At 64.3% G+C, this 20,100-nt stretch carries 15 protein-coding genes and 1 tRNA gene; 5 read left to right on the forward strand and 11 right to left on the reverse strand.

What is annotated here, in order from left to right; translation table 11 throughout:
- Positions 1-30 precede the first annotated feature (30 nt).
- The 3 genes from AAF563_05025 to AAF563_05035 form a co-directional block, all read right to left on the reverse strand.
- A complete protein-coding gene (locus AAF563_05025) occupies positions 31-1,647 on the reverse strand; it encodes a GMC family oxidoreductase N-terminal domain-containing protein (GenBank protein MEM7120618.1) in 1,617 nt (538 codons plus the stop codon).
- Positions 1,648-1,822: 175 nt separating this feature from the next.
- A complete protein-coding gene (locus AAF563_05030) occupies positions 1,823-2,008 on the reverse strand; it encodes a glutathione S-transferase (GenBank protein MEM7120619.1) in 186 nt (61 codons plus the stop codon).
- 257 nt (positions 2,009-2,265) lie between these two features.
- On the reverse strand, positions 2,266-3,789 hold the full coding sequence (locus AAF563_05035) for a DUF1254 domain-containing protein (GenBank protein MEM7120620.1): 1,524 nt from the start codon (positions 3,787-3,789) through the stop codon (positions 2,266-2,268).
- A 536-nt stretch (positions 3,790-4,325) separates the two neighbouring features.
- Here AAF563_05035 and AAF563_05040 point away from each other — a divergent pair.
- The gene (locus AAF563_05040; GenBank protein ID MEM7120621.1) at positions 4,326-4,790 is read left to right on the forward strand and encodes a GNAT family N-acetyltransferase; all 465 of its coding nucleotides are present in this window, start codon (positions 4,326-4,328) and stop codon (positions 4,788-4,790) included.
- 369 nt (positions 4,791-5,159) lie between these two features.
- Here AAF563_05040 and AAF563_05045 read toward each other — a convergent pair whose 3' ends face one another.
- On the reverse strand, positions 5,160-6,245 hold the full coding sequence (locus AAF563_05045) for a DUF917 domain-containing protein (GenBank protein ID MEM7120622.1): 1,086 nt from the start codon (positions 6,243-6,245) through the stop codon (positions 5,160-5,162).
- Positions 6,242-7,198, reverse strand: coding sequence for a prolyl aminopeptidase (gene pip, locus AAF563_05050; GenBank protein MEM7120623.1), 957 nt, complete (start codon positions 7,196-7,198; stop codon positions 6,242-6,244). The genes AAF563_05045 and pip overlap by 4 nt, the downstream gene beginning before the upstream one ends.
- Positions 7,199-7,306: 108 nt before the next feature.
- On the opposite strand from pip, the gene AAF563_05055 reads away from it, so the two are divergent.
- From AAF563_05055 to AAF563_05065, 3 genes are all read left to right on the forward strand, one after another.
- Positions 7,307-8,758 (forward strand): amidohydrolase family protein, encoded by a 1,452-nt coding sequence (locus AAF563_05055; GenBank protein ID MEM7120624.1) that lies wholly within the window; start codon positions 7,307-7,309, stop codon positions 8,756-8,758.
- Between the two features lie 54 nt (positions 8,759-8,812).
- Entirely contained in the window at positions 8,813-9,271 is a 459-nt protein-coding gene (locus AAF563_05060; protein ID MEM7120625.1) for a glycine/sarcosine/betaine reductase selenoprotein B family protein, read from the forward strand.
- 63 nt (positions 9,272-9,334) lie between these two features.
- Complete coding sequence (locus AAF563_05065; protein ID MEM7120626.1) at positions 9,335-10,021, forward strand: hypothetical protein; 687 nt, start codon at positions 9,335-9,337, stop codon at positions 10,019-10,021.
- Here AAF563_05065 and selD read toward each other — a convergent pair.
- The 5 genes from selD to selA all read right to left on the reverse strand — a co-directional run bounded on the left by selD (position 9,990) and on the right by selA (position 16,821).
- The gene (gene selD / locus AAF563_05070) at positions 9,990-12,197 is read right to left on the reverse strand and encodes a selenide, water dikinase SelD (protein MEM7120627.1); all 2,208 of its coding nucleotides are present in this window, start codon (positions 12,195-12,197) and stop codon (positions 9,990-9,992) included. The two genes, AAF563_05065 and selD, sit on opposite strands and share 32 nt — an antisense overlap.
- Before the next feature lie 18 nt (positions 12,198-12,215).
- Positions 12,216-12,310: transfer RNA gene (locus AAF563_05075), tRNA-Sec, on the reverse strand.
- 11 nt (positions 12,311-12,321) lie between these two features.
- Complete coding sequence (locus AAF563_05080; GenBank protein MEM7120628.1) at positions 12,322-13,491, reverse strand: benzoate/H(+) symporter BenE family transporter; 1,170 nt, start codon at positions 13,489-13,491, stop codon at positions 12,322-12,324.
- Positions 13,484-15,430: a selenocysteine-specific translation elongation factor gene (gene selB / locus AAF563_05085; protein ID MEM7120629.1), complete on the reverse strand. Its 1,947-nt coding sequence runs from the start codon at positions 15,428-15,430 to the stop codon at positions 13,484-13,486. Before selB ends, AAF563_05080 begins: the two co-directional genes overlap by 8 nt.
- On the reverse strand, positions 15,427-16,821 hold the full coding sequence (selA, locus tag AAF563_05090) for an L-seryl-tRNA(Sec) selenium transferase (protein MEM7120630.1): 1,395 nt from the start codon (positions 16,819-16,821) through the stop codon (positions 15,427-15,429). The genes selB and selA overlap by 4 nt, the downstream gene beginning before the upstream one ends.
- A gap of 200 nt (positions 16,822-17,021) precedes the next feature.
- Here selA and AAF563_05095 point away from each other — a divergent pair, with 200 nt between their 5' ends.
- On the forward strand, positions 17,022-19,070 hold the full coding sequence (locus AAF563_05095) for an acetate--CoA ligase family protein (GenBank protein ID MEM7120631.1): 2,049 nt from the start codon (positions 17,022-17,024) through the stop codon (positions 19,068-19,070).
- Here the strand turns inward: AAF563_05095 and gcvA are convergent.
- On the reverse strand, positions 19,067-20,023 hold the full coding sequence (gcvA, locus tag AAF563_05100; protein MEM7120632.1) for a transcriptional regulator GcvA: 957 nt from the start codon (positions 20,021-20,023) through the stop codon (positions 19,067-19,069). The genes AAF563_05095 and gcvA overlap by 4 nt on opposite strands.
- Positions 20,024-20,100 lie beyond the last annotated feature (77 nt).

The following is a 20,100-nucleotide window of genomic DNA, read 5'->3' on the forward strand; positions in this document are numbered from 1 at the left end:
CCGCGACGTCGAGGCACGCCCGACAACAGGTCACCTCAGATCCTCACGAATGATATCTGACGCGCGCTCCGCGACCATGATGACGGGCGCGTTGATGTTGCCCGATGTGATACTCGGAAAGACCGATGCGTCGACCACCCGCAGGCCGTCGATGCCGTGCACGCGCAATCGGGCGTCGACAACGGAGTCCTGTGCGCTCAGACCGATCCGGCATGTCGAACATGGATGAAACACGGACGAGGACGTGGCGCGGATGTGTTCCAGATAACCCTCATCGGTTCGGACGTCGGCGCCGGGCGCGATCTCGCTTTCTATGATGGCGCGAAGGGCCGGCGCCTCACTGAGGCGGCGGACAAAGTGAGAGGCCTCAAGAACGTCAGCGATATCATCGTTGGTCGATAGGTAGTTCGGCCTGATCACCGGTTGCTCGAAGGGATCATCGGATCGGATCGCGATCTCTCCACGGCTGGTCGGACGGCACATGTTGTAGCCGATCAACAGGCCGGGAAAGGGGTCAGGGCTCATCAATGCCCGCTTGGTCTTGGACCCTCGAGTGTAGCTGACCGGGTTGAAGTATAGTTGCACATTGGGTGCCGCGAGATCGGCGCGGGTTTTGAAGAAGCCTCCGGCTTGATTGACACTGAGCGACAGAGGCCCTTTTCGTGTCAGGACGTAGCGAAGCCCTTGCCAGATCCGCATGTGCCAGGGCCGGAGCAACTCGTTGAGCGTCGGTACGCGGGAGCGAAAGTAAAAGTCGAGGCCCAGGTGGTCCTGAAGATGGCGGCCGACAGCCGGCATGTCGTGCTTCACCCTCACACCCTTGTCGCGCAACACCGCCGCCGGACCAATGCCGGAAAGCTGCAGCAGTTGTGGTGAATTGACCGCACCGGCCGACAGAACGACGGTTGCCCGTGCACGGGCACTCAGCGACTGGCCGTTGACGATGTAGCGGACCCCCGTCGCCCGGCCGTCCTCGATGTCGATGCCAGTGACATGGGCGCGTGTCACGGTCGTCAGATTCTTTCGGCCTCGGGCCGGGTGCAGGTAACATCTTGCGGTCGATGCCCGCACGCCCTTGTGCGTCGACAACTGATAGATTGCCGCGCCCTCGCTCTTAGCGCCGTTGTAATCATCGGTAATCGGCAGCTCCAATTGGCGCGCGGCTTCCAGATAAGTGCTGCAAAGCGGATGGACCTGATCGGCGACGTCCTGAACCCACAGCGGTCCGTCGCCGCCGCGAACCGCATCACCGCCGCGCGACCAGGTTTCGAGCTTCTTGAAGTAGCGTTGGGCGGTGTCCCAGCCCCATCCGTCCGCGCCGGACGCGACCCAATCGTCGAAGTCGTTGGGCAGGCCGCGCACCCAGACCATCGCATTGATCGAACTGGAGCCGCCGAGCACCTTGCCCCGCGGCCAGTAAGCCTGACGCCCCGCAATGCCGGGATCGGCTTCGGTTGTATACTTCCAGTTGATCCGGGGATTGAAGTAGGAATGGCCGTAGCCGATCGGCATATGAATGAAGGGACTCCGGTCTCGCCCTCCGGCCTCGAGCAGCAGGACGGACAGTCTGCCGTCTTCGCTGAGGCGATTGGCCAAGACGCATCCGGCGGACCCGGCGCCGATGATGATAACGTCGAATGTATCCACGCCACGGAACTCCGCTCTCTTGGCTGCGCCTCTTCGTCGGCAACGCACGCACCAGCGTCTTGTGAAACGACGAGGTCGCGTGGCGCAATCGAAATGTTCAGGACGTCGGCATATTCTTCACGCCGTCGGCGCGCAAGGATCAGTCACCTGACGCTTACCGGCGTTGAGCGGTCGTCTATCCCGCCGCGTCGAAATGCTTGATCGCGGCTTCAAACTTGTCACGGCAGCCGGGGTTACAGAAACCCACGACCATGCCTTTGTAACGTGTCAGCGAGTCGTCGGACACCGGATCACCCGACCATGGGCAGGTGTCATTGACGCAGTCTTCCAGCTTCAGACCGGGATCATTCTTCTCCGTCATGGCGCGCCATGCTCCAATCTCTGGTTTGGATCACCCAGGTGGCTATTGTTGCCCAGGACGGTGACATCCGGCAATTCCGCTCTGGGTCGAAAGCGGACTTGTTCAGCGATCCGGGCCAATGTTCGCCCAAAGCAGGTCGCGGGCCTCAACCATCGCGCGATGCCATGTCAGACAGTAGCCAGCAATTGTCATGGCGCATGGCGGATGAGTGGCTTGCAAGGCGCCGGTCATTGAACCCGGTGCCAGCATATGCTGGATCACTCGACGAGCGTGATCTCGCCTGGCACGTACTTGCCGTCAAGCCAATCCTGTCTCGGCCCATACATCCGCAAGATGGTGAACCAACTCTTGCCTGGAATTGTCTGGACCCAGTTTGCTTCCCATCCCTCTGGCGGTTCTGGAGCGAAGTACACATCGATCGATCCGTTTTCGTTGAGCTTGGGATCACTCTGGATGCTATCGATGGTCGGCAAAGGTTGATCCGTCTGTAGCATTGATCGCGTTTGCGCGTCATAGAGCGTAAACGCCCAGAAGTCGTCGGCCGGAGGGTTCGGCGGCAGGGTTACCTTGTAGGTGTTGGAGCCGTTGAAGGGCTCGCCAGCAGCATCAAGGTAAGCGATCCGATAGTCGGACCCGACACCGGGCCGCGGCTTCGCCATGGCTGGCGTGACAGCGGTGTACGGATAGTGAAACGTGACGCGCGCATCCGTGTTCATTGTCTGCCCATCGGGCCCGTTGAAGAACACGTTCTGATTCAAAAAGGCGGCGTTCCAGTTCATGCCCTCAAAAGTCTGCAAACCAGCGAGGGTCGTGTTGGTCCGCGGATGCCAGACAATCGACCGCGCCGCCGCGTTGCCAATCGCCACGGCGTCTTCGAGGATGGCACGCATCCTGTCGTCCGGCTCGAATGGCTTGCCCTTCTCGATCCCGATCGAGGCCCACAAGCCACGGGTCTCCGCCGGGAAGAGATCGATCGGCTCTCGCTGTACAACCGCGTTAAGTTCTTCGAAGAACTGGAAGTTGTTGGCATGAATGGTGTTGAACGACTTGCCTGAAAGGCTGATCAACTCCAGTTCCGGTGGATTGTCCGCTTGGCTCAGCGGGTAAACCCTAAGATTCTCTGCCACGTTGCTGTAGGCGGCCTCCAACCCGTCGGCCACCGACATTCGCATGAATGTCCAGACCGTATAGCTCGGGGATTGCACGACGAAATAGCCCTCGGGGACCTCTCCTTCGTACCCCGGCGGAAGAATGAGGTACTTGCCGCCCTCACCGGCATCCGGACCTGCCGGGCCGACATCGCCGATGTAACGGAAGTATGCGTCGTTGAATGCCCCAAGTGCTCCGGGAGGAACTTCAACGACCGTCGGGCCATCGCGATCCAGCTCAAGGTTCGGGAAAACGTACATGGTCGAGCTGTTCCCCGTGAGGAAGAGGGAGTTCGAATCCATCAGCGTGTCGAAGATGCCAACCTGATGCGCTTCGACAGCGCCCACCGGCTTCACCCCTTCGATGAGCATGTAGACCGAGGCTGCGGGAATCCCCTTTAGGAACGCATCCACAGCCCGTGCTCGATCAAGGTAGTCGTAGACCATTGTCGAGGTCTCGGGCAGTGGCGCGCCGTCGATGAACTTCAGCACGCCGATCGAGGTCTCAACTTCGTTCGGCGTCGAGATCGCATCGAGCTGTTCTTGAGTTACCTGAGCAGCCGATTCATCAATCACCAACCAGTGCAACACGCTCAGCGCAAGAACGCCGTAGAGCAACGTCGTAGTCTTCATTGTGCGAACTCCAAGCGTCTGACCGCTTTCTATCCGATCGATCATAGCCCTGGGACAAACTCAGGCTAGGTAGCAATGCGATATCCAGGTTCGTCTTTCTCAATTGATCGGTGTCGCGACTGTCAGGAAACGTTGTTTCCCGAACCGCCCCACCGCTGCATAGGTTACCAACGGCTCAGCGTTCGGCCATATGAGGATGTCCCGGCCCGTGTCCAGGAGATCGCGGCGGAGAACGAGATCAGTATCGCCTACGGCTCCGACTTCCATATCCGCAACGATGCCGGCCCTTTCATTCGCCTGGCCTTCGGTTAGCCCACGCTCGACGAGATCAAGGCCGGTATCGAGCGCCTCGGCTAAAGCGCTTGGCAGGTGCGTGGTTCTGCAACACTCTAAGGCGCTTACTCATCAACTGAGCGAGCGGCCTGACGGACCATGATCCCCGCTGGTCGGATCAACCCGGACGTCCCGATTGTGGCTCCGCCTGTCGGAGGTTGGTCGATTGCGGACGTCGTATTTCACCGGATACAGTTACCGTGATGAAACCGATCGAAATTCGCAAAGCAACGGATGCCGATGCAGTTGCGCTTAGTGGACTGATCCGGCGTACTATTCGCGTGTCGAATTCCAAAGATTACGATCAACAGTCAATTGACTTGTTGTGCTCAATTTTTGAGCCGGAGCCGGTCGCTAAGAGAATCGTAAATGAACACATTCTTCTTGGCTTTGCAGGTGTCGACCTTGTTGGTACGGCGGGGCTAAGACATGATTATCTTCGTTCGATGTTCATAGAGCCCAGCTATCAGAGACAAGGGTTGGGGAAGGTACTCGTTGCCGAGATTGAAGAGGTTGCACGACAAAATGCGATCTCAGAAATGATGGTTCATTCCTCAGTTACTGCGCGGCCATTCTACGAGGCTCTCGGATATGAGTTTGTCGAATTCCAATCGTATCCTGAAGGCCCTTTCGTCCTGATGACGAAAGCACTCGACGAGCACACTTGAGCGTAGGGTCAATCGTGATCCTAGAGCGGGTCCACTGTGTCAGCGTTGGGGTGGAAGGCGGGCAGCCTTCCGGCTTGACGCGGAGGGCCCTTGTAGCCACGAGCTGCTGTTAAGTGGCTGCCCCATGGTTCGCAGCAACAACCGCGTTCTCCCCGCCAAGTCTCTCAGGCTTCGCGATCAGCCTGTGTGTTGCGATACAAACGCGCCGATGCGCGCGATCGCGGCCTGGGCTTCAGGCATCACGGGCGCTGTGTGATGCCAGCGTGGAAAGCGCCTTGCTCAATCTCAAGCGTTACGTCGACGCCATAGAACCTCTTGCATCGCCGGACTGGACATGGGCAACCCCTCCAGCACGCGGTCGACAATCCATCAGGCATTGAAAGCTGGCCGGTAATCGACGTCGTAATTAAAGGCGCGAGGACCGACCAGCGCCAGGCCCTCCGGTGTCGAGAGGACCGGCGGTGCCGGCAGCGCAATCACCGCGATGCGCTGGCCGTAACGCAGTGTTTCCGTACCCACCGCTTCGCCGGTTTCGCTGTCCATCAGGCAGATGATGTCGGGTACCATGACCGTCGCCTCGCCGTCGCGTCGGCCGATCAGGTATTCGTTCTGAAAGTCGACCTCGAACGTCGCGCCGTGGTCACCATCCAGCCCTTCCAGGCGCGCCGAGCCGCGCAGAAAACCAGCCGTGGTCCGGCGGTCGACGTCCTGGACTTTGCCGGTGAACATCAACCGCCCGCCTTCGCCTTCGAGGACGGCGGCGACGGGGTCGACGTGACGCGCGCGGGCATCGTGGACCGTTCGTCCAAGATTGATGGCGCGCGTGACCGAATAGAGGATGCCACAGTCCTTCACCTCGCGGCCGGTGCGCGGCGCCTTGGCGGTCGGCGCGGTGCTGCCCAACGCGGTGCATACGGCGCGACTGGTACGTTCGACCCATTTGGGGTTCTCAGCCTGTTGCACGATCACCGCATTGCCGCGGATGTCGCCCAGCGCCATCGGGTACATCTTGAGGCCATGGATGGCGAAGCTGGTCATCTGGGCTTCGGGAAAGGCGCGGCCCATGGCATCGGCGTCGACAACCGGGATGTCGAGCTGGGAGGCGACCAACATCGGCTCAAGCCCGTTGCCGCCACCGATTTCGACGGGCATCACGGCGTTAAAACTGCGGCCCAGATAGTCCTGCATGGCGATGACAGGTTTGACCGACAGTGTCGGGTCGGTCAGCCGTTCCTGGCCGACCAACGGTGCGCCCATGGTCGAGACGACAGCGATCAGGTCGTCATCATCGAGCGCCATGGGATCCAGCAACGTGACCCGCGTGCCGTCGCGATAGAGGCGCTGAAGATTGAGGTAGCCGTCATAAGGACTGCCGCCGCCGCCCGCGCCCAGAATCCAAGCGCCTGTCGCCAGCGGTTCCAGTTCTTCCGGTTCGATTAAACGCGAGGACGTCATGACCTCAGGTCCTTCAGGGTTTCCATGGCCGCGACCAGGGCCTCGCGGTTACCGTCCTCGAACGGTGCGTGGCCGGCATCGTCGCTGATGGTCAGGGACGCATCGGGCCAGGCCTTGTGCAGCATCCAGGCATTGCGCGCCGGGCATATGAGGTCGCGGCGTCCCTGCACGATGGCGCCGGGAAGGCCCGCCAGCTTGTGTACATTGTTCGGCAGGTGCATGGGTGGCAGGAAAATGTCATTCGCGAAATAGGCGAGAGACAGGCGCGATGTGACCAGGGTCTCGGCGTCGGACGATTTGTGAAGGGGAATGTCGTCGCGCTTGGTCGTGTTGCCACAGAGCAGGCCAGAGAAATCGTCGAATGCCTTGGCGACTTCCAAGGCGCGCACCTCGTCGTCATCATTGATATCACGCGCGCAGGCGGCGAACAGGTTGTCGTGGTCACTGTCGCTGAAGTGGCTCGCCAATTCGTCCCAGGCTTCCGGCAGAAGATTTCGGCAGTGGCTGAAACCCCAGATATCGTCGTCGGAATCGCCCATGTAGATGCCGCGCACGACCAGCGCCAGGACGCGGTCGCGATGTTCCAGGGCATAGGCGAGCGCCAGGGCGCTGCCCCAACTTCCACCGAAGACGATCCACCGTTCGATGTCCAGGTGCTCCCGAATCGCTTCGATATCGGCGATCAGGTGGGGCGTCGTGTTGTCGGTGAGTTCGCCCGCCGGCGTCGAGCGGTTGACGCCGCGTTGGTCGAACGCGATGACGCGATAATGGTCGGGGTCGAAGAAGCGATAAATCGCCGGCGACCAGATATCGCCCGGCCCGCCATGTAGAAAGACCACCGGCACGCCGTCCGCCTTGCCGCCCTGCTCGACATGCAGGGTGTGCAGACTGCTGACTGGAAGCGCGAAGCGGTCCCACGGTTCGTGCATGGGGTAGAGATCTTTCTGGGTCAACGTCTATCCTCCCTGGCAACAGCGGCGCGGTGCAGCATAATGATGTGCCGCGCCGCTGTCATAGAGAGACAATTCATCGCGCCGAGGTGCGACCAGGGGAGAGATGTCATGAGCGAGACGACTGTTATCCGTGGAATCGATTGGCTGGTCGCGTGGGATAAGACCGATGCACGCCATGTCTATCTGCGTAGCGCCGATCTCGCCTTCTCCGGCGGCGCCGTCACCTTCGTCGGTAAGGGATATGACGGTCCCGCCGAGATTGAGATTGATGGCGCCGGACGCATGGTGATGCCCGGTCTGGTCAACGTCCACAGCCACCCGACCAGCGAGACCATGCGCAAGGGCGTGACCGACGAGACCCATTCGCCGGGGTTCTGGCACAGCTCGCTCTATGAGCACCTGCCGGTGTTCGATCCCGCCGATGACGAAGGACGCATGGCATGTCTAAAGGTCGCGCTGGCGGAGCTGCTGTTGTCGGGCGTGACCACGGTGGTCGATCTGTCGGCGGCCTTCGACGGCTGGCTCGATGCGCTTGCCGAAAGCGGCATCCGCGCCGTCGCCGCGCCTTTCTTCCGCGACGCCCGCTGGTACACGTCCGACGGCTATAAGCTGCAGTATGACTGGGACGAGAAGGCCGGGCGCGAACGGTTCGACGCCGCCTGCCGGGTGATCGAGCTGGCGCGACAGCATCCCTCGGGCCGGCTCGACGGCATGCTGTCGCCTTCCCAGGTCGATACCTGCGGCGAATCGCTGCTGCGCGACAGCCACGCCTATGCCACCGAGCGCAATCTTCCCTGGACCATTCATGCCGCGCAGTCGGTGACCGAGTTTCTGGAGATGCAGCGCCGCCACGGCAAGACGCCGATCCAGTGGATGGCCGATATGGGCGTCCTGGACGAGCGCAGCATCATCGCCCATTGCATATTCCTGGATCACCATCCCTGGCTGCACTGGTCGTCCAACCGCGATCTCGACCTGATGGCCGAGCGCGGCGCGACGGTCGCCCACTGCCCGACCGTCTTCTCGCGGCGCGGCATTACGCTGCGGACCTTCGGCGAATACGTCCGCCGCGGCGTCAACATGGGCATCGGCACCGACACCTATCCGCACAACATGTTGGAGGAAATGCGCACGGCCGCGGTCGCCGCGCGCGTCATCGGCGAGAGCGTCGCCGACCTCGACTACCTCGACGTCTTCAATGCTGCGACCTCCGGCGGCGCCAGGGCGCTACGCCGTGACGACATCGGCCGTTTGGCGCCGGGCGCACGCGCTGACTTCGTCGTCGTCGACCTCGAACACCCGGCGATGATGCCGGTGCGCGAGCCGCTTCGCAGCCTGCTGGTCGTCGCCGCCGAACGCGCGGTGCGCGATGTCTATGTCGACGGCGAGGCGGTGGTGCGCGACGGCAAGCTGACAACCATCGATCTGGCCGCGGAGTCCGAACGCCTGCAGCGCGCCCAGGCGCGTATGCTGGAGCGGGTGTCGGAGCTCGACTGGGCGGGCCGCACGGCCGATGAGATGGCGCCGATGATGCTGCCCACCCGTGAAGCCGTGTGTTGACAGGCTGGGCCTTCTCCACGAGGCTTCGGCCCGGATTGGGGAAGGAGTGACGATATGGTGAGGTTGGCGGATCTCCACGCCGATATGAGAGACTTTCTGATCGATCATCCGGTGCCGGATATCGAGATGGAACCCTGGACAGAACCGGCGCCTGCCGGCGATCGGCGCGTTGCGCTGGTTTCCTCGGCCGGTTTGAAACTGAAGAGCGATCAGCCGTTCGCGGCCGACGCGGCGGACTATCGGGTGATCCCGGCGGACAAGGTCGATGATGTCGTCATGGACCACGTCTCGACCAGTCATGACCGCACGGGCTTTCATCAGGACGTGAACATCGCGTTCCCGTTGCACCGGCTGAACGAGCTGGCGGATGACGGCGCGATCGGTTCGGTGGCGGATTTCCATTATTCGTTCATGGGCGCGACCGACCCGAAACTGATGGAATCGGCGGTCCGCGATCTCGCGGGCATCCTGAAAGCTGACGGCGTTAACACGGTTGTTCTGGCCCCCGTTTGACCCCTTTGCACGTGCGCCGTTGGCGGACTGGCGAAGTATCTGGAAGACGAGGGCCTGGCGACGGTGATTGTCGCGCTGGTGCGCGAGCATGCCGAAACGCTCAGACCGCCGCGCACGCTCTGGGTGCCGTTCCCACTGGGCCGGCCGTTCGGTGTGCCGAACAACCCGGCGTTCCAGACCAAAGTGCTGAAGGCCGCGCTCGACCTGTTCGAGGTGCCGGAAGGACCGGTGCTGGCAGACTTCCCCGAAGAAGCCCCGGAAGAAGTTGCCGACGAAGCGATGGAAAGCTGGGTCTGTCCGGTGAGCTTCCCGAAGCCGCCGGTGCCGGAGGACCGGACCGGCCTTCGTGAAGCGGTGCTGGCGGAAATCGGCCAACTGCAGCCGTGGTACGAGGTTGGCCGCGACCGGCGCGGCCGCACGGCCGTTGGCTTAAGCGGTCTCGCCATGAACGATGCCGCCCGGTTCCTGGACGGCTGGCTCGCAGGGGAAACCCGCGAGAGCCCGATCAAGACCGTCGGGAGCGCCGATGCCTTGCGCCTTTCGGCGGAGGATCTGAAGGCATTTTACATGGAGGCCGCGACCGCGCGGCCGGGCGTGGTCGGTCAGAAGGAACTCTCCGATTGGCTGTGGCAAGAGACGTCGTTGGCCGAGATGCTGCAATCCCTGCGCAAGACTTTGTTGCAGGAAGAGGATCCCGAGCTCTTCGACGTCGGCGAGTTCATGTTGGTGCCGGAGACGTACCACGCTTGATCGTGATGCGGCCCTGACCTCGTCCAACAACACGACCCACGACGCGGGCTGACACATAGCCCGCGTCGTTGAGGTCCTGCAAACACGCAGCGCTTCTGTCACTCGGAATGCCGGCCAGCAGGCCGCCGGCGGTCTGCGGATCGAACAGGATCGCGTCGGTCATGTCGCTGACGGTTGATGCCGCGGCCTCTTGATTGGCAGGCTGCAAGGTGCTCGCGAAACCGCGCGCGAGCAGATCGCGTGCGCCCGCCAGCACCGGCAGCCCATCCAACACAAGCTCGGCGTCGACCGACGACGCCCGCAGCATTTCGCCGAGATGACCGGCCAAGCCGAAGCCGGTGACATCTGTAGCTGCCTTTGCGCCATGGGCCCTCAGACAGGTCGCCGCAGCCGCGCTCGACTGCAACATCGAAGCGAGCGCCGCCTCGATCCAGGCGCTCTGGGCCGCGCCGCGCATGTCGGCGGCGAACAAGACGCCGGTGCCCAATGGTTTGGTCAGGATCAGATCGTCGCCGGGCCGCAAGCCGCCTTTCGTCAAGAGAGCGTCCGGCCGCGCAAAGCCAGTCAGCGACAGGCCAAACGTGAACTCCTGAGCCTCGCTGGTGTGGCCGCCTGCAAGCGCGCAGCCTTCAGCGTTCAAAACCTCAAGCGCGCCGGAGAGCACCTGGACCAGATCCGATTCCATGCGCCCGGGGTCGGCGAACGGCAGGCCCACAAGCGCTAAGGCGACGGCGGGTGTCGCGCCCATGGCATGCAGGTCGCCCAGGCTATGAACCGCCATCAGCCGACCGAACAAGTGGGGGTCGTCAACCAGGGCACGGAACTGGTCAACGGTCTGCACCGCAACCTGGCCATCGGGCGGTGTGAAGACAGCGGCATCATCCGGTGCGTCGAGCCCAGCGAGCAGCGCCGAGTCGGCTTTGACATCCAGGCGCTGGAGCGCGCGGTCCAGGACAGGTGCTGGAGCCTTGGCGCCGCAGCCGCCGCAACGCATGGGATCGGTTGGGTCCTCGGGCATCGGCTCGATGTCCTGGTAGACCGCCATCCAGCGTCGGTCGATGTGGTCTTTCCAGCGCCACACCCAGGCGCCTTCGACCGCGAGCGGACCCCAGGACGCGACGGCGTTCTGATCGCCGGTCGAGATCAGCGCCAGCGTGCGGCCCTGTGGGCGATAGGGTCGGGGCCGCATGCCACGCGCCATAAGTCTCAGATTCTCGGCCAGCACCGGCCCCTTGCGCACGGCATAGACGCCGCTCTTGGCGAGCGGCTGGCTGGTGAACGCGGCGACATCGCCGGCTGCGAAGACGGCGGGTTGGGAGACGGTTTGCAGGGTCGGTCCTACCTTGATGAAACCGCTGTCGTCCAGGTCGAGTCCGGTCGATGCCAACCACGGATGGGCGGCGGCATGGGTCACCAGGACGGCGGCGTCGCTGGCGATCTCCTCGTGGGGATCGCAGACGACGCGGTCATCGTGAAACGCGACGACCCTGTGTCCGGTGACGATGGTGATGTTGCGCTTACCCAGCGCGCGAATCATCGCGCGGCGCACCGGTATGGCATGCTGATGCAGGACGGTATCGCGATCAGTAACGACGGTGACGGCAACGCGGTCGGGGTCGCCGCCTCGTTCGGTGAGGTGGCGGCGCAGCCGATGACGAAGGGAAAGTGCCACCTCGACGCCGCCAGCACCGCCGCCGACCACGGTCAGGCGGAATGGTCCGGTGGTCTCCGACACGCGCGCTTCGACGCTTTGCCAACGGGTCAGGAACTTGTCGACCGGCTTGACCGGGACTGCGTGGTCGTCGGCACCCGCGATACCCAACGTGGTGGGCACGGAACCGACATCGATCGAGGCGAGATCATAGGGGATCGGCGGGCGCCCTTCGATGGCGACCGTGCGCGCGCCAGGATCAAGGCCCGTCGCCGGGGCATGGATCAGCCGGGCGCGCGCCATTCGCGCCAGGGGGCGCAGATCAATGTGGCAGGCGGCATGGTCGTAGTGACCGGCCAGGTAGCCTGGCAGCATGCCGGAGTACGGCGTGAACGTGTCGCGCGCGATGATCGTCAGCCGCACGCCGGGTTCCGGCTCCATGGCGAAACGGCGGATCACTTCGACATGGGCGTGACCGCCGCCGATCAGAACGATGTCGCAGGTGACCGGCTCAGAAGGGGTCATGAGCTCGCGCGGCGGCAATGGCGGAAAGGGGTGGGAGTCGAACCCACCAGACCCGTTGAACGCGTCTCACCGGTTTTGAAGACCGGGCGCATCACCGGATGCGACCCCTTTCCATAATGTCGTCTCATGCCTTGCCGCGCCGCCAGCGCGCCAGACCCATCACCGCGCCTCCGGCGAGCAGGCCCCAGAACGCACCGCTGATCCCGAAGAACGTCAGGCCGGAGGCAGTGACCAGGAAGGTTACGATCGCGGCTTCCCGGTCCTTGGCATCGCTGAACGCGTTGACCAGGGACATGCCGAGCGCGCCCAGAAGCGCAAGGCCGGCAACCGCCTGGATCAGAAGCGGCGGCGCGACGGCGATGAACGCGGTTGCGGCGCCCGCGATCAACCCGAAGAACACATAGCCAACACCGGCGACAACCGCCGCCCAGTATCGCCGCGCCGGATCGCTATGGGCGTTCTCGCCGGCGCAGAGCGCCGCGGTAATCGCCGCCAGATTGACGGCATGGCCGCCGAATGGCGCGGAGAACAAACTGAACAAGCCGGTGGTCGCGAACAGCGGACTGGGGTTGGGCTGATAATTGTTGGCGTGCAACACCGCCATGCCCGGGATGTTTTGCGACGCCATGGTCACGATAAAGAGCGGCAGGGCGATGCCGATCATGGCCTCGGGCGAGAAGGCCGGCATGACCAGGATCGGATCGGGCCACAGCGCGTTCATTTTCATCGCCGACATGTCGGTGGTCGTGGCGATGATGACGGCGGTTATGACGACGGCGGCGGGCACCGCATAGATCCGCGTGAAGCGCGCCATAACCGCCCACACGATGATGATGGGCAGCGCGAGCAGCGGCAGTTCGGCGACCGCCTTGACCGGTGCCAGGCAAAGACCAAGCAGCACGCCGGCCAGAAGTGCGTTGGCCAGCGGCGCGGGGATCGCGGCGACCCAGCGTCCAAGCGGCTTCCACAGTCCGGCGATCACCAGCAGCACGCCGGTCACGATGAAGGCGCCAACCGCCGCGGCGAAACCGCCCTCCACGGCGCCGGAGGTCGCCAGCAGCGCCGCGCCCGGCGTCGACCAGGCAACCGAGATCGGCAGCTTTAACTTGAGGCTCAACCAGATGGCGCACAGGCCCATGGAGATGGAGAGCGCGATCAGGCCGGATGCGGCCTCGGCCTGACTGGCGCCGGCGGCCGTCAGGCCCTGAAGCACGACGGCGAACGAGCTGGCGAAGCCGACAAACGAGGCGAGCAGACCGGCGCTGAGCGCCTGAATGGAAAACGACTTAAGCATGGGCACGGTCTTTGTCTGGTGATAATTCCGCACCGAAGACGTCGGCGGCGGAGCGGCGCAGGCTGCGCCGCGCACCCTGTCTAAGGGTTAGCCCGGCGCGGTCAAGAAACTCGAGGAGGTCGATCGCGAAGTTGCGTCCGACGCCCGCCGCGTCGCGAAAGCTTGCGGCGGTCAGGCCGGGCTCGTCATTGGATGCGAGTTGTTCGGCGACACGGCCATAACGGGCGGCGTCTTCTGGCGTCAGGTAACGGTTGCGCGCGATACGCATGACAAGCCCCATGCCGGCAAGCCTGCCGAGAAACCGGTCGAGGGTTTCCGGTTCGCTGCCAATCGTTTCCGCAAGCTGCCACAACGCCGGCGGACTACCCTGGTCTGGTGAGAGGTGGGCGCGGACCTGCTGCCACAGCGCCTCGTCCTTGGCATTGAGCCTGACGTCGTGACCGGGTTTGTGCACGACCATGCCACGGCGTTGTAGGCGTCCTTCGCCGACCAGGGCGGCCAAGACCTCCTGCAACAGATTGCGGTCCTGGCCCCAAGCGGCGGCGCGGCGCAATTCTTCCAGTGTCGGGCCGAGTCGGTCGAGATGCTCGCCGTGCCATCGGCCGACCGCATGTTCGACTGTCTCGAGCAGGGCGGCCCAGCGCACGGGGGAAAGGCCGACTGCATCATCGCCGCGTCCGGTGATCGTGAGATCGGCTTTGGCAAAGAGTGTAGCCGCTTCGTCCTCCGTCAGGTTGCGACTGCGCCGAAACGCCTCCAGCGCGACGCCCGATCCCGGCAGGTCGAGCCGAGCGGCCAGCGCGGCTGCGTCATCGCGGCGGTCAAGGGCTTCGAGCACGGCGATGCGCCCCGGGCGCGCGCGGCCACGCGCCGGCCCGGCGGGATCGATGACCCGGCCGCCGCCCAGGGTTCGCTGCGCCGACTGATCACGCAGTACGACCGCATCGCCACTTGCCGCGACCGCCGGCGTGTCGAGCACGAGCTGCGCGAGGCCCATTTCACCCGGCGCGATCGACCCTGCGCCGATCACCGCGACATGGCCGTGCAGATGGGCCGCGCCGTGGTGGACATGAACGGGTGTCCAATGCTTCAGCGGGTTGCCTTCGCTCGCGAGCACGCGAAGGCGGATGTCGAGACGGCGCGATGGCGGTGGTGCGCCCGACGCGACGATCCAATCGCCGCGCGCGACCTCGTCGCGTTCGACACCGGCAAGATTGAGGGCGCAGCGCCAACCCGCCCGCGCCTCGTCCGACGGTCGATCCTGTGCGTGAATGCCGCGCAGCCTGACTTCGCGCATGGCAGGCACGACATTGAGGCGGTCGCCTGCCGCGGCGTGGCCAGAGAAGACCGTACCGGTCACGACCGTGCCGGCGCCGGGGATGGTGAAGCTGCGATCGACGGCCAGGCGGAAGGTGCCGGTGCTAGCGCGCCTGGAAAGATTGACGGCGAGGGTCTCTAAATGAGCGCGCAGGTCGTCGATACCGGTGCCGGCCAATGCCGCGGCCGGAAACACTGGACTGCCAGCGAGATGCGTGTCGGCCAACAACGCGCGGATGTCGTTCTCGACCGATGCAACCCGGTTGCTTTCGACAAGGTCGGTCTTGGTCAAGGCAACCAGGCCGTCCTTAACGCCTAGCAGATCGAGCACGGCGAGGTGTTCGATGGTCTGCGGCATGATGCCGTCGTCAGCGGCGACAACCAGGAGCGCGATGTCGATACCGGCGACGCCCGCCACCATGTTGCGCAGGAACTTCTCGTGGCCGGGCACGTCGATGAAACCGAGGACCGTACCGTCGGCGAGCGGCAGATAGGCGAAGCCCAGATCGATGGTCAGCCCGCGTTTCTTTTCTTCCGGCAGCCGGTCGGTCTCGACGCCCGTCAATGCGTGGATCAGCGCCGTCTTGCCGTGGTCCACATGGCCGGCGGTCGCGACGATCACGGCAGGGCCAGTTTGTCGAGTTGCGCGGTGAAGGCTGACTTGTCGTCAAGACAGCGCAGATCGAACATCAGCGCGTTGTCACTGACGCGTCCGATCACCGGGCACGGCAGGTTGCGGAAGGCCGCAGCGAGCTCCTTGAGCGCGCGGCCCTGGCGCTTCTTCGGCGCGCTGCTGCGCAGCCGCAACGCGGCGCTGGGAAGGAGATCGACCGGCAGGGCGCCGCTGCCGATCTGGCTCTTGACCGCGACGACATCGACCTCGGCATGACCGTCGAGAGCTCTTGTCATCGCCGGCAGTAGTGTGTCGGCGTCCGCCCGGATCGCCGCTTCGCCACGTGTCAGCAATCGCAATGATGGCAAGCGGTCGGGCAGGGTGTCCGGGTCTTCGTAAAGAACCAGCACGGCTTCCAGCGCGGCGAGCGTCACCTTGTCGCAGCGCAAGGCGCGTTTCATCGGGTTCTTCTTGAGCTTCGTGATCAGGTCAGCCCGCCCGACAATCAGGCCGGCCTGGGGGCCGCCGAGCAGTTTGTCGCCGGAGAACGTCACGACGTCGGCGCCCGCCGCGATCATGCCGCTGACCGTCGGTTCGGCGGGCAGGCCATAGGCGGTGAGGTCGACGAGCGTGCCGCTGCCCAGATCGGTCATCATCGCCAGGCCGTGGGCATGCGCGATCGCCGCGAGTTCCGCCTCCGCGACCGCGGCGGTGAAACCTTCGACCGCATAGTTGCTGGTGTGCACCTTCATCAGCAATGCCGTGCGGTCGCCGATCGCTGCCTCATAGTCGCGCGCGTGGGTCCGGTTGGTGGTGCCGACCTCGACCAGGCGCGTGCCGGCGCGGCGCATGATGTCGGGCAGGCGGAACGCGCCGCCGATCTCAATCAGTTCACCGCGCGAGACCGGCACCTCTTTGCGGGCGGCCAGCGCGTTGAGCGCGAGCAGGACGGCCGCGGCGTTATTGTTGACGACAGTCGCCGCCTCGGCCCCGGTCAGGCGGCACAGGCGCTCCTCGATATGGTTGTCGCGATCGCCGCGCTTGCCGGCGGCGACATCGAACTCCAGGTTGCTGGCGCCGCGCGCGACCGCCGTCATTGCCTCGATCGCGCTTTCGGGCAAGAGCGCGCGGCCGAGATTGGTGTGGAGCACGGTTCCGGTCAGATTGAAAACCGGACGCAACGACAGCACGACGCGGTAGTTCACGCGCTCAGTGATATCGCGCACCAGCTTCGCTTCGCTTAAATCGGGCGACGCGTCGTCCGGTTGAGCGCGCAGATCGGCGAGCACCTGGCGCACCGCATCGGTGGTCAGCGTGCGGCCGTGACTCACCACCAGCGCTTGCAGGTCGGGGAGACCAAGCAGCCGGTCGACGGAGGGGATCGCAGACTTGAAACTCAAAAGCGCGCTCCACACACGGTGTCGCTGGCGGCAGTCTAGCCGGCGCGTGACCGTCCCGAAAGGGCTGTGGACGATGATCATCGGGACGTGATCAGGCGTCATGGTCGCCGAAGATCGGGGTGGCGGGGCGCGCTTCCGGTGCTAGTCTCGCCGCCGTCATGAGTAATCATCCCTTACGTCCCCTTCTTGAATCCAAGACGATGGCCGTTGTCGGTGCTTCGGCGCGTGAGGACTCGTTTGGGCTCTGGACCCTGCGTAACGCTGCCAATCCGGAGTTCACCGGCACGGTCTACGCGGTCAACCCCAACCATGACGAGATCGACGGCCATGCCTGTTTCCCGCGCTTGTCGGAGATACCTGAGCCGGTCGATCACGCGGTCATCTCGATCGCCAATGACCGGCTGGAGGAGAGCGTCGCCGAGGCAATCAAGGCGGGCGTCGGCGCCGCCACCATCTTCGCCAGCTGTTACCTGGAGGGTGACACGAGCGAACCGAAGCTGAAGCAGCGAGTCACCGATATGGCGCGCGAGGCGGATCTCAAGGTCTGCGGCGCAAACTGCATGGGCGTGGTGAACCGGACATCCGGCATGCGCGCGACATGGACGATGATGCACGAGTGGCCGGAGCCGGGTGCGGCGACATTCATCACCCATTCCGGTGTCGCGTTCCTGACGCTGCAGTTTGTCGACCCGCGCAAGCGCTACAACCTCGTGGTCTCGGCCGGCCAGGAGATGACCGTGACGGCCGCCGACTACATCGACTACGCGCTGGAGCTCGACTCGACCCGCGTCATCATGTTGTTCCTGGAGACCGTCAGGGACCCCGAAGGCTTTTGCGCGGCGCTCGGCAAGGCGCGGGATCGCGGCATCCCCATCGTCTCGCTCAAGGTCGGCCGTACGGAGAAAAGCGCCATCCTAGCCCAGAGCCATTCGGGCGCCATGGCCGGCAACGATGCCGCTTATGAGGCGGTGTTCGATCATTACGGCGTCTTGCGGGTCGAGAGTTTCGACGAACTGGCGGCGACCGCGCAGCTACTCGCGCTAGACCGGCCGCTGGCATCGGGCGGTCTGGCCGGCACGATGGACTCCGGCGGGGCGCGGGGCATGCTGATCGATCTTGCCGACCGCGAAGACGTGCCGTTCTCCGATATCAACGAGACGACGACCGAGAAACTCGCCGGCCTGCTGGAGTACGGTCTGGAGCCAGTCAACCCAACCGATTGCTGGGGGACCGGCAAGGACTGGGACAAGGTCTTCGGTGGCTGCCTACAGGCCTTGATCGACGATCCGGATACGGCGGTCGCCATGATGTTCTCAGACCTCGGCATGACCGACACGATCACCGCGGAGATGGTCGACCTGTGCAAGAGCGTGCACGACAAGACGGAAAAACCGGTCGGCATCTGCCAGCATTGGAGCCGGACGCCGCCCAAGGACATTCTTGACGCCGCGGAGCGGGCGGGTGTTCCGATCTTCGACGGATCGCACACGTTTTTGAAGGCCGTGCGCCGCGCGATGGACTACCGCGACCGGCTTCGGGCCGAACCCCAGGTCGATCACTACACGGTCGGCAGGGATCGGATCGAGCATTGGCGCAAGCGCCTGGAGACCGGCGAGCCGTTCGACGAGGACGAAGCGCTGGCGCTGGTCGCGACATTCGGCATGGGCGCGCCGCAACGCCGGATCGCCTACAACCGCGACGAAGCCGTCCGGTTCGCGGAAGACATCGGCGGCGCGCTGGCGATGAAAACGGCCGCGCCCGGGATCCTGCACAAGACCGAGGTCGACGGCATCCGCCTCAACGTCGAAGGTGACGAGACGGTCGGCCAGACCTATGACGATCTGGCAGGCCGGCTGGGTGAGCGTGTGCTGATCGCTGAGATGGCGCCCAAAGGCGTCGAGCTTGCCGCCGGCATCGTCAACGATCCGCAGTTCGGTCCGCTGGTCATGGTGGCGGCCGGTGGCGTGCTGATCGAGGTGATGGAAGATCGCGTCTTCCTGCTGCCGCCCTTCGACATGGCGGACGCCAAGCGGGCGCTTGGCCGTCTTAAGGTCAGCCGCTTGCTGGCTGGCGTGCGCGGCGCGCAACCGGTTGAACTTGACTGGTTGAGCCATAACCTGACGGCGCTGTCGCGCATTGCCGTGGCCTGCGGCGACCTGATCGCGGAGCTTGACGTCAACCCGTTGATTGCCGGTCCGGAAAAGACCATGGCGGTTGACGCGGTCGTCGTGCCGCGCAAGTCAGACTAGATCGGGTTCTCGCGCGCGACCGAGTTGAACAGCCAATGCCGAAACTCGGCGACAGGGCTTTGGTCGCGCCGCTCCGGACGGCATAGAAACCAGATGGCGTGGTCGACCGGAAATCGCGTGGCGAACGGTTCCACCAGACGCCCCGCGCGCAAATCGAGATCAACCACCGCATGACCGAGGAGCGCGATGCCCTGACCTTCGATGGCGGCCTGGGCGGCGAGGCCTTGGAGGCTGAACGTCGGCCCACGCTCGGGATCTCGGTCTCTCACACCGAGAACCTCCAACCCGCGCCGCCAGTCGGGCGCGCCGTCCCGGCCGTGGACGGTGTCGTGGACATGCAGCAGCGTGACGTCGTTGAGGTCATCGGCTGACGTCAGCCGCGCGGCGATGGCCGGACTGCACACCGCGACCGTCGACTCCGCGAGTAGACGCTCGCACGACAGACCCCGATAACCGCCCGGTCCGTAGCGGATCGCGACATCGACCTCGATATCGTCGGGATCGAGCAACGCCATGGTGGCGTCGAGCCGGACATCGATCTCCGGGTGCGCACCGGCGAACGACTCCAGGCGCGGGACAAGCCAGCGGGTGGCCAGCGACGGCGGAATGGTGACGGTCAGGCGCTGGCGATGCTCGCCGGACCGGTCGCGCCCATGGGCGCGCGCCAAGCGTACTGCCTCAGCCAGGGCCTCGAATCCGTCACTCAGCCGCGGCAGCGCCGCGCGTCCGGCCTCAGTCAGCACCAGGCGACGGTTGGCGCGCACGAAGAGCGGAAGGCCCAAATAGGCTTCCAGGCTCTTGATCTGACCGCTGACGGCAGGCGGCGTCACGCGCAACTCGTCGGCCGCCCGGGCGACGCTGAGATGCCGGGCCGCCGCCTCAAACGCCCGCAACGCGTTCAACGACGGCAGACGGCGGTCGTCGCGATTATTCAGATTTTCTGCATGGTCCATACGGAAGTTCTGAGTTGATGGTCGCACGAACCGGCGACATGCTGAGAAATTCGTCGCATGCGACAGTCTGTCACAAA

Source organism: Pseudomonadota bacterium (assembly GCA_039028155.1).
GTDB lineage: Bacteria > Pseudomonadota > Alphaproteobacteria > SP197 > SP197 > JANQGO01.

Bases quoted from the DNA above. Each gene is read 5' to 3' on its own strand.
- AAF563_05055 (MEM7120624.1), top strand. From the start codon at position 7,307: ATGAGCGAGACGACTGTTATCCGTGGAATCGATTGGCTGGTCGCGTGG.
- selD (MEM7120627.1), bottom strand. From the start codon at position 12,197: ATGACCCCTTCTGAGCCGGTCACCTGCGACATCGTTCTGATCGGCGGC.
- AAF563_05045 (MEM7120622.1), bottom strand. From the start codon at position 6,245: ATGACGTCCTCGCGTTTAATCGAACCGGAAGAACTGGAACCGCTGGCG.
- gcvA (MEM7120632.1), bottom strand. From the start codon at position 20,023: ATGGACCATGCAGAAAATCTGAATAATCGCGACGACCGCCGTCTGCCG.
- AAF563_05080 (MEM7120628.1), bottom strand. From the start codon at position 13,491: ATGCTTAAGTCGTTTTCCATTCAGGCGCTCAGCGCCGGTCTGCTCGCC.
- AAF563_05030 (MEM7120619.1), bottom strand. From the start codon at position 2,008: ATGACGGAGAAGAATGATCCCGGTCTGAAGCTGGAAGACTGCGTCAAT.
- AAF563_05060 (MEM7120625.1), top strand. From the start codon at position 8,813: ATGGTGAGGTTGGCGGATCTCCACGCCGATATGAGAGACTTTCTGATC.
- AAF563_05035 (MEM7120620.1), bottom strand. From the start codon at position 3,789: ATGAAGACTACGACGTTGCTCTACGGCGTTCTTGCGCTGAGCGTGTTG.
- AAF563_05095 (MEM7120631.1), top strand. From the start codon at position 17,022: ATGGCCGTTGTCGGTGCTTCGGCGCGTGAGGACTCGTTTGGGCTCTGG.
- AAF563_05040 (MEM7120621.1), top strand. From the start codon at position 4,326: ATGAAACCGATCGAAATTCGCAAAGCAACGGATGCCGATGCAGTTGCG.